At 59.5% G+C, this 12,597-nt stretch carries 15 protein-coding genes; 6 read left to right on the forward strand and 9 right to left on the reverse strand.

The genetic code is table 11. The annotated features are described in order from the left end of the window. The first annotated feature begins 1 nt into the window (after position 1). From cyoC to PWG15_RS25215, 4 genes are all read left to right on the forward strand, one after another. A complete protein-coding gene (gene cyoC, locus PWG15_RS25200) occupies positions 2 to 622 on the forward strand; it encodes a cytochrome o ubiquinol oxidase subunit III (protein ID WP_275026830.1) in 621 nt (206 codons plus the stop codon). After that, complete coding sequence (gene cyoD, locus PWG15_RS25205) at positions 619 to 1,020, forward strand: cytochrome o ubiquinol oxidase subunit IV (protein WP_275026831.1); 402 nt, start codon at positions 619 to 621, stop codon at positions 1,018 to 1,020. The genes cyoC and cyoD overlap by 4 nt, the downstream gene beginning before the upstream one ends. 28 nt (positions 1,021 to 1,048) lie before the next feature. Then, positions 1,049 to 1,798, forward strand: coding sequence for an SURF1 family protein (locus tag PWG15_RS25210; protein WP_425536813.1), 750 nt, complete (start codon positions 1,049 to 1,051; stop codon positions 1,796 to 1,798). A gap of 313 nt (positions 1,799 to 2,111) precedes the next feature. After that, on the forward strand, positions 2,112 to 2,651 hold the full coding sequence (locus PWG15_RS25215; protein ID WP_275026832.1) for an autotransporter outer membrane beta-barrel domain-containing protein: 540 nt from the start codon (positions 2,112 to 2,114) through the stop codon (positions 2,649 to 2,651). Between the two features lie 114 nt (positions 2,652 to 2,765). Here the strand turns inward: PWG15_RS25215 and PWG15_RS25220 are convergent, their stop codons facing one another. The 7 genes from PWG15_RS25220 to PWG15_RS25250 all read right to left on the reverse strand — a co-directional run bounded on the left by PWG15_RS25220 (position 2,766) and on the right by PWG15_RS25250 (position 8,869). Beyond that, positions 2,766 to 3,248, reverse strand: a complete 483-nt coding sequence (locus PWG15_RS25220) for a GlcG/HbpS family heme-binding protein (RefSeq protein WP_275026833.1) — start codon at positions 3,246 to 3,248, stop codon at positions 2,766 to 2,768. Positions 3,249 to 3,335: 87 nt separating this feature from the next. Continuing rightward, entirely contained in the window at positions 3,336 to 3,944 is a 609-nt protein-coding gene (locus PWG15_RS25225; protein WP_275026834.1) for a response regulator transcription factor, read from the reverse strand. Beyond that, on the reverse strand, positions 3,941 to 5,482 hold the full coding sequence (locus tag PWG15_RS25230; protein WP_275026835.1) for a sensor histidine kinase: 1,542 nt from the start codon (positions 5,480 to 5,482) through the stop codon (positions 3,941 to 3,943). The genes PWG15_RS25225 and PWG15_RS25230 overlap by 4 nt, the downstream gene beginning before the upstream one ends. 336 nt (positions 5,483 to 5,818) lie before the next feature. After that, the gene (locus PWG15_RS25235; protein ID WP_275026836.1) at positions 5,819 to 6,034 is read right to left on the reverse strand and encodes a P-loop NTPase family protein; all 216 of its coding nucleotides are present in this window, start codon (positions 6,032 to 6,034) and stop codon (positions 5,819 to 5,821) included. A gap of 155 nt (positions 6,035 to 6,189) precedes the next feature. Beyond that, positions 6,190 to 6,672 carry a hypothetical protein gene (locus tag PWG15_RS25240; RefSeq protein WP_275026837.1) on the reverse strand — a complete coding sequence of 161 codons (483 nt, stop codon included), beginning with the start codon at positions 6,670 to 6,672 and terminating at the stop codon, positions 6,190 to 6,192. A 757-nt stretch (positions 6,673 to 7,429) separates the two neighbouring features. Then, positions 7,430 to 7,894, reverse strand: a complete 465-nt coding sequence (locus PWG15_RS25245; protein ID WP_275026838.1) for a hypothetical protein — start codon at positions 7,892 to 7,894, stop codon at positions 7,430 to 7,432. A gap of 660 nt (positions 7,895 to 8,554) precedes the next feature. After that, positions 8,555 to 8,869 carry a hypothetical protein gene (locus PWG15_RS25250; RefSeq protein WP_275026839.1) on the reverse strand — a complete coding sequence of 105 codons (315 nt, stop codon included), beginning with the start codon at positions 8,867 to 8,869 and terminating at the stop codon, positions 8,555 to 8,557. A 382-nt stretch (positions 8,870 to 9,251) separates the two neighbouring features. Here PWG15_RS25250 and PWG15_RS25255 point away from each other — a divergent pair, with 382 nt between their 5' ends. Further along, complete coding sequence (locus PWG15_RS25255) at positions 9,252 to 9,707, forward strand: hypothetical protein (protein WP_275026840.1); 456 nt, start codon at positions 9,252 to 9,254, stop codon at positions 9,705 to 9,707. A gap of 67 nt (positions 9,708 to 9,774) precedes the next feature. Here PWG15_RS25255 and PWG15_RS25260 read toward each other — a convergent pair whose 3' ends face one another. Further along, complete coding sequence (locus tag PWG15_RS25260; protein ID WP_275026841.1) at positions 9,775 to 10,065, reverse strand: hypothetical protein; 291 nt, start codon at positions 10,063 to 10,065, stop codon at positions 9,775 to 9,777. 18 nt (positions 10,066 to 10,083) lie between these two features. Continuing rightward, positions 10,084 to 10,371 carry a hypothetical protein gene (locus tag PWG15_RS25265; RefSeq protein ID WP_275026842.1) on the reverse strand — a complete coding sequence of 96 codons (288 nt, stop codon included), beginning with the start codon at positions 10,369 to 10,371 and terminating at the stop codon, positions 10,084 to 10,086. A 1,060-nt stretch (positions 10,372 to 11,431) separates the two neighbouring features. On the opposite strand from PWG15_RS25265, the gene PWG15_RS25270 reads away from it, so the two are divergent. After that, complete coding sequence (locus PWG15_RS25270; RefSeq protein WP_275026843.1) at positions 11,432 to 12,595, forward strand: efflux RND transporter periplasmic adaptor subunit; 1,164 nt, start codon at positions 11,432 to 11,434, stop codon at positions 12,593 to 12,595. Positions 12,596 to 12,597: the final 2 nt, after the last annotated feature.

Raw genomic sequence — 12,597 nt, forward strand, 5'->3', positions numbered from 1 at the left:
GATGAGCCAAACGCAAGTCCAAGATAACGAGAAGCCGCAGTTCTACATCACGGAAGAGCATCACCCGGAGCACAGCACCATGCTGGGCTTCTGGCTCTACCTGATGAGCGACTGCCTGATCTTCGCCGTGCTGTTCGCCACCTACGGCGTCGTCGGCCGCAACTACGCGGCAGGACCGTCACCGGCCGACCTGTTCGACCTCGGCCTCGTTGCCTTCAACACGGCGATGCTGCTTCTGTCGTCGATCACCTACGGCTTTGCCATGCTCCAGATGGAGCGCAACGCCAAGATGGAAACGCTCTTCTGGCTCGGCGTCACCGGCGTCTTCGGCGCGATCTTCCTGGCAGTGGAGCTCTATGAGTTCTATCACCTCATTCACGAAGGTGCCGGCCCGACGCGATCGGCATTCCTGTCGTCGTTCTTTACGCTGGTCGGCACACACGGCCTGCACGTTACCTTCGGCATCATTTGGCTGATCACGCTGATGGTGCAGGTCAGCAAACACGGGCTGATCCTTGAAAACCGTCGCCGTCTGATGTGCCTTTCGATGTTCTGGCACTTCCTCGACGTCATCTGGATCGGCGTCTTCTCCCTCGTCTATCTCCTGGGAGTTCTCGGATGAGCGCACATTCCGACCACGAAAGCGCGTTCGAACCTCACCACGCGCACAGCCATCACGGCGATGCGGCCGGTCACGGTTCGTTCAAGAGCTACATGACGGGCTTCATCCTGTCGGTCATCCTCACGGCCATTCCGTTCTGGCTGGTCATGGGCGGTGTGCTGGACAGCAGGCTTTTGACGGCCGTCATCGTCATGGGCATCGGCGTCGTTCAGATCGTCGTGCACGTCATCTTCTTCCTGCACATGAATGCCCGCTCGGAGGGCGGCTGGACACTGATGGCGTTGATCTTCACGATCGTCATCGTCGGCATCGCGCTCGCGGGTTCGCTCTGGGTCATGCATCATCTCAACACCAACATGATGCCGATGACCCACGAGATGATGAAGAACATGCCCTGAGCGTGGGACGGGGCAGGCGGACAGGACGATGAATACCGACGACAAGGCAACGGGGAGGGGCCTCGCATCTTCCCGCGCCCGTCTGCTGATGACGGGTGCCTTGCTCTTCCTCGTCGCGGTGTTCCTGGCACTTGGCACCTGGCAGGTGCAACGGCTCTATTGGAAACTCGATCTCATCGCACGAGTAGAGGCGCGCGTCGGGGCGCCCGCGGTGGCGGCGCCACCGCAATCCGATTGGGATGCAGTCAACCGGGAGAAGGACGAATATCGCCGCGTCACCGCCACCGGTACGTTTGCTCACGACAAGACCGCGCTGGTACAGGCCGTCACGGAGCTTGGCGCCGGATTTTGGGTTTTGACCCCGCTGCGCCGCGACGATGGCTCGACGGTGCTGGTCAACCGCGGTTTCGTGCCAACCGATCGCCGCGATGCTATCACACGCACTCCGAGCGAGACCGACGTAACCACCATGGTCACCGGGCTTCTGCGCATCTCCGAACCTGGCGGCGCCTTCCTGCGGTCAAATGACCCGCCAAGCGATCGGTGGTTTTCGCGAGACGTCGCCGCGATCGCCGCGGCCAAGGGCCTGCACAAGGTGGCGCCCTATTTTATCGATGCGGATGCAACACCCAATCCCGGTGCGCTGCCGATCGGCGGCCTTACGATCGTCCGCTTCCGCAACAGCCATCTGGTCTATGCGCTGACGTGGTTTGCACTTGCAGCCATGAGCGCCGCCGGTGCGTATTTCGTCTATCGGCAGCGGATAAAGGCAGACTGATAGCGCCAACCAGGCTCGGTCTTTTTCTGGGCGGCCGATCCCGGCCATCTAGGACATCGCCGTCACATCCCTTACGCCCGCGCTAAACGACACAAGGCGCTCGACCCGTATCCCGGGGAGCGCCCTGTTCGAACCCGGAGTGCCGTCATCGCATGCTGATAGCATCGCTGATGACAAGCTCTCGAAACGGGTGATGCGCCATAGATGGAGTGGCCGCCGGGAATTTCAAGGGAATGGTGCGGGCCCGTTTCGAGCATCCATATTTGCCTGATTGACGAGTCGACCGTTTGGGATACTGCGGCACTTCTAAAAGTTGCAATTCGCTTTCGTGCTGCGCGGGGCCAGCGAATCCGTGTTCCTCGAAGCGAACCTGCTCTATGGCGGCTCATCGAACGACATCGACACGGGGCTCTTCAAGGGCAGCTTCGACACAACCCGCTGGATGGCGGACGTGAAGGTGACGGGTGAATGGCAACTCGACGAAATCACCGTTCTGACGCCGAAGCTCAGAGCGGTCTATTTCAACGAAGAAACCGATGACTACACGGTGAAGAACGCGCTCGGCGAGGCGATCGATCTCAAGGGCTTCATCGAGGAGCAGGCGCGCTTCAGTATTGGGTTTGATGTCGAACGGACGCTGGAGCTGGAGAACGGGCTAACTTTGTCGCCGACGGTCGGCGCCGATATTGGCTTCGCTTCGCTCGATGGCGAAGGTGTGTTCGGCCGGGTCTCCGCCGGCTTGGCGCTGTCGAACAACGACAACTGGGACCTCGACTTCTCGCTGCTGTTCAACATCGAGGGCGACGGGTCGCAGGCGGCCGGCGCCAAGGTCGGCGCCCGGGTCCGCTTCTGACAGGGTGAAAGTGATCCGCAGGGGCTTTTTCGCGCCTTACGGATCATTGAGGCACCAGCAGAGTCTCCAGCCGAAAGTGGCCCTCTGTGAGAGCCACTCGTGATGCTCAGCGGATTACTTGGCGCCGATAGCCTGAAGGCCGGCCGTCGCGCAGTTCGCGTCGATATCGCCCGACGGCGCACCGCCGACGCCGATGCCGCCCACCAGGGCCTTGCCGAATTTGATCGGCACGCCGCCAGCCTGGATCACCATGCGGGCATCCATGTCGCGAAGGCCGTCATTCGCCGGCTTGGAGGCAATGAAGTCGCCCAGGCCAGCGGTGTCGCGGCCCATGGCTGCGGAGGTGAAGGCCTTGCCCTGCGCGCTATTGCCGGTGTGCGGACCGGAATTGTCGGCCTTCAGCAGCACCTTGGTTGCGCCATCGCGGCCAACCACAGCAACGCTCACATTGTGGCCTTCCGCTGCGCAAGCCTTCACTGCGGCTTCCGCAGCCTTGACGGCCATGTCGAGCGGCAGGTAGGCCGCGGTCGGCAATTCCTGCGCCGTGGCGGCGACGGGAGCGAGAAGCGCGGCTGCGAGCACGATATTGCGGATCATCATAGGTTCCTTTCCTGTTGATGTGGAAAGGTTACCCGGCATCTGACATCGCGGGTATTCGTAGGCCTTGCGCGCGGATCCGTAGTTCTACGGAGTCTTCGTCCCATCGAGCCAGATGCGCGTCATCTCCGCTTGCGAGGTACTGCCGAGCTTGGCGCCGATTGCGGCGCGGTGGCTTTCGACGGTGCGCGGCGAAAGGCCAAGACCTTCGGCGATCTGGCGGGTGGTGAAACCCGCAGCGATACGGTCGAGAACCTCGCGCTCCCGCTGTGTGAGCATCGCCAGCAAGGCAAGCGTCTCTGCCTTCTCGGCATCCACGCGCAACGTACGCTCCAACAGCTCGTGACCCTTGTGGATCGCGTCGATCAAATCCTGCTCGTCCACGGGCTTGGAGAGAAAGTCGATTGCGCCATTGTGAAAGGCACGACGGCAGGCCTCGATATCGCCGTGACCCGAGATGACGATCGTCGGCCAGGCTACCCCTTGCTCCGTCAGTCTTTCCTGCAGCTTCAGCCCAGAGATGGCGGGCATGCGGATATCGAGCACCAGGCATCCGGGAGCAAGGCGCGAAACCTGGGCCAGAAATGCCTGCGGATCGGAAAACCCCGTCACCTTGATGCCGACCGTCGAGAGCAACAGGCTCAGTGCGCGACGCACCGCATCATCGTCGTCAACGAGATAGACGGGGAGGGTCATCGCAACGGCTCCTCGGTTCGCCGGGCACGGGGCAGGGTCACCCGGAAGGTGGCGCCACGGTCACTCTCAACCAGGGCGATTTCACCGCCGGCGCGTTCCACCAGTCGCTGGCTCAGCGCCAGTCCGAGCCCGGTACCACCGGCGCGGGTCGTCACGAATGGCGTGAACAGCCGTGGGCGAAGCGTTTCCGGAACGCCGGGACCGTTGTCGGTGACCTCGAAAACCACTGTGCTATCGTCTTCGTTCAAGGTAACGGTCACGCGTCCGGCATCGCCTGCTTGTGGGACCAATGCCTCAAAGGCGTTGCGGACCAGATTGAACGCGACCTGCTCGATCTCTACCGGATCGGCAACGACGGAAACCGGCGTTTCCGGAACCTGAAAATCAAGCTGAATTCCGCGGGATCTCGCGTCCGGCTGAAGGAGTGCTTCAACATTTGCGAGCGCGTCACGCAGATCGAAGGTCACAACCGGCGCGGCATGGGGGTGCGACCAGTTGCGGAACCTTTCCAATATGGCCGATGCCCGGCGCGCCTGGCTGACGGTGTCTTCGAGTACCGGACCAAGTGCTGTGTCTTGCCCGTGACTGAGCAGCCGCCGCCCGGCCTGCGCCTGCGCCAGGATTGCGGTCAGCGGCTGGGTCAGTTCATGTGCCATGCCGCTCGCCATTTCGCCAAGCGCATTGACGCGCGAGGCGTGCGTGAGGCGCGATTCCAGCGCGCTGAGCGTTGCCTGCTGTTCTGCAGTGCGCGTACGCGCACGCTGGCGCAATGCGGCCAAACCTGCGAGGTAGGCGAGGCTGACCAACAAAAGCGCTAATCCGGTCTGCACGGGCGGGAACATGTCCGCGAACCCGATCTCCATGCCCGTTTCCAGCCGCAACGGCTGCGACACGCTGCTCAGTGGCTTCGAAAAACGGATTGCCTCAGGCAGGGCGACCGGCTGAAGCAGGAGGTGTCCGTCCGGCAGAGATAGGCGAACCGCGACGCCCGGGCGAGACCAGAATGGCCCGCCATCTCCGATCAGTTTTGCCGCGTCTATACCAAGCATCAAACCATAGCGCGCCTCGGCGGTGTTCGGGCTGCGCTTGACCATGATGTAGTGGTGGGCGCGTTGCGGATGGGGCAGGAGAGCGATGCGCCCGTCCGAAGCAATGGCAGCGGCCCGGATGAGCTCTGCGGACTTGATATCGAGTGGATCGGTCCCGACAGGTTCCGCATTTGGATCGAGAGGTACGAGCTGAACCTCATCGATCCGTGGAAAGAAGCGTGCAATCGTGCGGGCGACTTCCAGGAACAGGTCGTGCCTGCGTCCTTCGGATGCGACGGCAACGGCCGACAGCGCGGTCAGGTGGGCATCGTGCTGGTCGACGCGCTGGGAGGCCAGGCTATGGAGGAGCTTGCTCTCTTGCTCAAGTTCACCAACCAGCGCCTGCCGTTCCCAGCCCGCCAGCATGCCTGCTGCGACAAGCAGGAGGACACACCAAAGGATGACCAGATAGAAGGGGCGTTCGAAGATCGAGCGATTGCTGTGCATCATCGGTTTGGCGGTCTTGTTCCTTTGGCAGAAAGCGATCTTGGGCCAGCCGCGATCATGTTCGCCTCGATCATCTCTCCGGTGAAATGCGCTCTGTCAATCCATCGAGCCGCAAGCACCGACAAGGATGGCGGACGAAGAAGCCATGGTCAGGCGGTTCACCCGTTACGTGAACCGAGTAAAGGATGCGACGGGCATGCCCGATCACGATTGGTTGGGTGTGCGCTCAGAAACGGGATCGTTGCAGCGATCGAAGGCCTGACACCAGCAAAGCCGTCAGAGCGACGGCGGTCCAGAATCGCGCGATCTTCATGCGGCGTCCGCGTCGGCCATTCTCAGTCACATCCCATCATCAAATTCCGCAGCCTGCCCCTGCGAGAGGAACTGGACGAGCGCTGACAGCAGTGCCTCCGCACTGGGACGGTCTAGCGAAACTTCGATCGTAGCGCCCGTCGATGAGACCAACTCGAAGCTCCCCAAAAGCGGATCCCTCGATATCAGGCTGACACCGCTACCCAAAAACTGCGCGCTGATCGTTGTATCGTCGTGCTCCATAAATGCCCCCTGAAACACATAGGTTAGAACCCATGCTGCCCCATTTGCTCAAGAATATGAGCGGATGGAAAAATGCAGGTATTCGACAAATGGTGGAAGCCGGTGGGTGATCGCGCTTGAAGCCGAAGGCGGAATGCGGTCGTTCTTCCGGCGCCTCAAGTCGTTAGCCAGGCGAGGAGCGCGAGAAGTATAAGTCCGGCACCAACGACGCGGAGCAAATGATTATGAATGATCTGGTTCAGTAGGCTAGGGGAACCAGGCTTACCATTGACATAGTGAGTGGTGACCTCGTTACCGGTATAGGCAATGTCCACATCGTCCCAGCCGTAGCCGGCGAAGGTCATGGATGTCCAGTTTCGTTGTCGCCTAAACTCCTCGATCCGCACCAAGCTGCGATCTTGCATAGCCTTGAGGGCTTCGTCCTTTACGACCGGCGTTTCGATGATCTTGACCGCCTTCAGATCCGTGGCGTTCAGGATTTTCTGTTGGGCAAGGATTTTCCCGCCAGTGCGATATGGCTTGACGAATTGCTTTTTGAGCTGGTTCTCACTGAGATCGCCCAAGAGAAATCTCGGCTCGTCACCACTCTGCGTGGTCCAAGCGATGACGTGGAAGTATCGCTGCTCGATTTTTTTCATCGGTCGTCTCAGAGGGGGAAAAAGTCGAGTTGAATCGACGATTTAAGTAGATGCTCAGAGTGCCTTTGATACAACCTGTGCGGTTAGTGAAGCCAACAGAGCAGCTAGTGCGACTGCAGTTCCAAATCGCGCAATCTTCATACGGCGCCTGCGCGCGCCGTCCCAGTCATAACCAATCATGCTCCTCCCGTTGGCATCATGCCACAACGCTGGATGGTGTCTAGTCGTCCTAACAATGAGCTAAATCATGACCTACCGATTGCCGCTGAATAGCTCCAGCCGGTGAAGATGTTGCAAGTATACGCTGGATCAAGCATCTTCGGACTGCTCGATGAGTGCCTGGAAGAAGGCGTCAATTGCTGACCGAGGGGTTGTGGCAGTAACCCAGATTGGATCAGTTGCAGCCACTAACCTTCGCTGACCACTAGAAACATCGGTCTCACCTACGGCCTCGTAAATCGCACACGCGCGCAGAGTCTTACCGTTGAACGCGATTTCGAACATGCCTTGGCGCGGGTCGACACGAGCCGAGAACACCTGCACGTGATAGGTTCCTGAAATCTCGTTTATCCGCAAACGTCTCAATCTGCCGCAAGATCGCGGGGTTGAGCTTCACTGATCGACAGCGATTGACGGAGACCAAAATGAACCACACTGCGAAGTCTGACGGGCTTCGCTACGCATGACGCCGCGCTCCCGACGCCCGCGTGCGTCATCCCAATGACACTCCCCGGATAACCCTGATCTCAAAGCTAGATCAGGCAGAAATCGCGAGGAGCACAAGCCCGGCACCCACGACGCGGAGCCAGTGACTATGAGCGATCTGGTACAGTAGGCTAGGGGAACCAGGCCTACCCCTAACATAGCGGGCAGTGACGTCGTTGCCGGCATATGTAATGTCATCATCGTCCCAGCCATAGCCGGTCGAAACCCAGTATTCCCAACTTGTATGGAGGTTAACCTCCTCAATCTGTCTCAGACTGCGCTCCTGTAAAGCCTTGAGAACCTCGGCCTTTGGCTCAAGTGTTTCGATTATCATGACCCGCGTAAGTTCTGCGGCGTTCAGGACCCTCTGCCCGAGATGGAGTTTTCCTCCGATACGGTAAGGCCTGACAAATTGTCGCTTGAGCTGCGTCTCGCTCAGGTCGCCGAACAGAAAAATCGGATCCTCAGTACTCTGCCGCGTCCAGGCGACCACGTGAAAATATATCTGCTGTTTCATCGGTTGCCCTCAAATGTTGGAGGGAACGAAAGAACCTGAGTGCTTGAAAGCTGCCACCGGAGCTGAGCAATCGCACTGTGAGGCGTCCGATCTTATCGGAAACCGGCGTTTTCGCCTTCAGGCGCCGCCCAAAGGGTTAACTGTTACTCATACCAAAAGGTCGCAACATGATTATGAACGTGCAGGCACTACAGCGGCGATTGATCGCGCTTGGCACTTTTCACTCCCCATGTTCGGGGCCGATGGTGACTTCGGAACCGAAAGCGTTATCGCAACCGACAAGGCTCTCTCATCGCTTGTACTCGGCCACCCCTGTTCTCCTTTGAGTGAGGAGGCTAGGCCAGGGTGCGGCGGGCCGATAGGCGCAGAAATGCACCCTAAGATTTTGGGGAGGGCGGGTGGACCCCAGAGCGCGTAGTCTGTGGGACTGGGGCGTGCACTCTGGGGTCACTAGCGCCAAATGACGGAGGGCAGACCGATGCTCTTTTGGCGCGCAAACAGCATGACGGGCAGATACGGATTGAGCAACGCAGCTAGGACCTTTGCCGGAGCGTGCCAGACTTAAGTCCGGAGCCTCTTCCCCTTCATCCAGACAAAGAAATGGCCCCGCCATCACGTGGGGCTAGGAAAGAGTGTGCTGGTCAAACAGGGCGCTGCCGGCTAGTAACCAAAGTACACTGTTACGCCTTGCCGCCGTTCGTAGCGATAATAGTCACGATAGCCGTACCGGTAACGATCGCGATAGCCGTAATACCGGGAATAGCACCGGCCGTAGTAATCGCACGGACGGTGGGCGTACTGCCGTTTCCAGTGGCGATCCGCGTGCTCATGACGATGCTTCCAGTGTTTTACCTGCTCTACATCGCCGGCCTGCACTTGTTCGGGTTTCGGCACGAAGATCGGTGCGGCGTTTAGCGGTAGCGCGAAAGATGCCGCTAGGACCATGGCTGCGAGGGTGGGGAATAGCTTTTTCATTTGATGCATCCTCTCAAGGTCTCAGCTTGGTTCCTCAAGCGTGAACCTCAGATGAAGCGCCGCGCGCTCGACCGTTGCGGAACCTAGCCCTGAGGTGGACCCCAGAGCGCTGGGTCGCTTGGGGCTGGGGTCGCGCTCTGGGATCACTGGCGCCAACGGCGGGGGCCTCCGAACCGTTGGTGCTTAGGCAGCAATGGCGGGGCAATTCAGATTCGGCAACGCTGCTAGGACCTTTGCGTGGTCACACCGGACCTAAGTCTGAAGCAGATATCGGAGCACGCTTCTGGTTGTTGGTAAATTACTTCAAAATGCAACTTAATGTTGACGAATCAGGGGCGCGCAGAAGACACCGGGAGGGCAATCAAATAGGAGCGCCCTGTTAATGCATGAGACTGAATATATTGAACGTTCTGACGCCGCCATCTGTGTTTGGGCCAACATGGCCGACGCCCTCGGCGCATCCCCCTCGCTGCGCGCCGCATGGAACAAATCCAGCAGCGTTGAGTTGCGTCGAACTGCCATAGACCTTGCAGACGTCGCTCTAAGTGCGTGGCATGCGATGTCTCTCGAAGAGCAGCAAGTCTGCATCCCATATGATTGGGGTTTCATCGCTACCGTTGTGCGTAGCGTAGAATGGAACCCAGAGGGCAACCCTGTTGCCACCATCCCTTACGAGACGCCACGTGCGCTCGCGGCTGCGATCCTGTCTGATATGAGCAGAGAAAAAGCCCAGCCAAGCCAGCCCGCCCACACCTTTGCCCGATTTGGCCAGTGGCTCGAAACGTCAAATCCGCCCGCTGATATCGCTGCGCTCCTCCCCGACAAAAAGGGGGAGTGAAGCGCGCTTTTGCCGAAACCTGCCGGCGAGCGCGCCACCGCTTGCCGGCAGCTGCGTGCCGAGACGCTCACTCCTTCCCATCAAGAATAATCCGCAAAATCCGGATCATATCGGCCGCGTCGAGAAGCGCGGTCTTTATCTGGTCGGCAGTCCGCCGTTCGATGCCGGCCGCGGTGGTCTGAAGATTGATGACAGTGTCTGCTTCAGTCTTACTCTCAGGAATGCCAACCAGGTCGCGCATCTCGCGGATTGTGACGACCGCGCGCTCGAGAAGTCGGCGCTTTTCGAAGTTGGTCAGGTGTTCGACTTGGTTGGCCGCCCAGACGAGCTCGGAGATGAAGGCGGTGGTCAGAGACATGTTGAGCACGGTATCGCGTCACCGTTCAGCGTCAATGTTTCTGTCCTGCGAATGAGATGATGGACCCATCCCGCGGTATTCGGGCCTAAAGAAAGTGCATTCATATCCGGAGGTGAGGGCGGCCAGCAGCACGTTGGTGATCGTTCGTTTGGCGGCGTCCCGCTTGTTGGCGTCAATGCCGACGAGTTCCTTCGTGGTCGCCACGGGCACGCTCCACAGCTCCTCGGCCAGTAAGTCGATGACTTCGGCTTCCGGCACTGTTGCCCCGTACCGCTCTATCCGATGATTAATGCGGATCGCCTTCACTATCTCCTTTTTTTTGGGGGGGTGGACCCCAGAGCGCGAGTCGATGGGACTGGGGCGTGCGCTCTGGGGTCACTAGCGCCAATGACGGAGGGCTGTCCGCTGCTCATTGGTGCGCAACTACCATGGCGGGTGTCGTTCGATTGAACAATCTGACTAGGACCTTTGCGGCTATGCACCGGACCTAAGTCCGGGGTTTTTCCACCTCCAACTCGAAACGTCGAACAGGGAGCAGTTTAGCTGGGAGGCTTGCAACGGACCCCAGAGCGCGGCAGTGCTTGGGGCGGGTCGCGCCCTGGGATCACTAGCGTCAATGGTGCGGTTGACGCTCAACTAGCAATGGCAAGGTAGTTTAAAGTTGGCAATGCGACCCAGACCTTTTTCTATGGACATCAGACTTAGGTCCCAGGTTTGCCGTTTCCCCGCGTTCGCCTTTGTTCCTCACCCACTTAGGTAAAGGCAAGTCGTACGGACCTCTTTCGTGCAGCGCGCGTTCCGCACTCGTTCGCGTATATTTTAGAAGTTGTAGTATCAGAACACGAGAATGAGTGTGCCCTGCAAAGAGCTCTACGTCCGCCCGAATGTCGATTGATCTCTACCTTGATCCCAAGGGATTTTGGATCATTGGCGAGCAGAACAGCGCGCGTGTGCTGGGGAAGATTCCTCGGAAGAAATGGCCCCGTCGTGGCGACGAGGCCAGATGACTGTATCTGACCTCACCGCGGGGACATTTGGCGAAGCCTGCCTAGGGGTCCCAACAAGCACCAGGTTTTGCTAGGTGCACTGCGCGTGCCTTCGAACATGAACAATTTTTAATTGTTTTCCAGCGTGTTGCGTCATTGAAGCGGCCAGATTCACGCCCAATTTTGGAAGCGTTGGCACGACGCGAACGTTCCCAGGAACCAGCGCCGCCTCAATGGATTGAACCGGGCCGGTACTCCACCGTACGCACGCATTCCGGGAAACGGATGATGCTGGCTGCGTGGACACGCTTTTGGCTCCAAGTCGTCGGAATGCACGCCCCGGCTGGGGTCGGTGCCGATCGAGGATTGTCGAGGTGCAGATGGCCCGTCGCTCAAACATCACGATCCTGATTGTTGCGGTCCTACTTGGCGTTGCCGTTGCGGGGTTCGGTATCACGCGCAAGATGGTACCTGCCGACGCAAAACCCACAAGCGGCAGGCATGGGGGCATCGTATCGATTCAAACCGCCACGGTTACACTTCAGGACGTGCCTGTCATCGTCCATGCCCTGGGCAATGTCCAGGCGCCCGATACCGTGGAGGTCGGTGCCCGTATCGCAAGCCAGATCACTGCCATCCACGTAAAGGACGGGCAGATGGTCAGGGCGGGAGATCTGCTTTTCACGCTGGACGACCGCGCGATACAGGCACAACTCGCACGTGACACGGCCATCGTTGTCAAAGACACCGCCCAGCTTTCGGACGCGAAAACGGAACTGGAGCGCGCAAAAACCTTGCGCGACGACAAGACGGGCACGCAGCAAACCTATGACACCGCCCTCTCGGTCGAACAGTCGGCGCAGGCAACCCTCGACGCCGATCGGGCAACCGTCGAGGCCGATCAGGTTGCGCTGAGCCTGACGCGGATCACTGCTCCGATCGATGGACGCCTCGGCATAGTTCAGGTCGCGCTTGGCGATCTTGTCGGTGAGACCGGAGCCACTTCGACCAACCTGGTGACGATTACGGCGATAGACCCGATCGAGGTCACGTTCCATTTGCCTGAAGAACAATTGCAGACGTTCAAGACACTGCTTGATGAGGGCAAACCGCCGCGCGTGCGTGCCAAGCCTAGCGGCGAGGACACGGCCATAGGCGAGGGCGTGCTCGATTTCATCGACTCCTCCGTCGACGCCGCCTCCGGCACGATCGCCATGCGGGCAACCTTCCAAAATGGCGCGCAGAAGCTCTGGCCCGGACAGTTCGTCGACATCGATATCGAACGGGAGCAATTGCATCAGGTGCCGGTGATCCCGAGCGTTGCCGTTCAGCCGGGCCAGAACGGACCCTTCGTCTTCCATGTGAAGAATGACAACACAGTGGAAACGCTGGCCGTAAAGCCTCTGTTCGACGACGGCAAACTGGCCGTGATCGCATCGGGGCTCGCGCCAGGCGATAGCGTCGTGGTCGAGGGACAATCCCGCCTGAAACCGGGCGACACCGTAAAGGCGGTGCCTCCGGGCACACAACCGCTGACGGATTGATG

Source organism: Ensifer adhaerens (genome assembly GCF_028993555.1).
Lineage (GTDB): Bacteria > Pseudomonadota > Alphaproteobacteria > Rhizobiales > Rhizobiaceae > Ensifer > Ensifer adhaerens_I.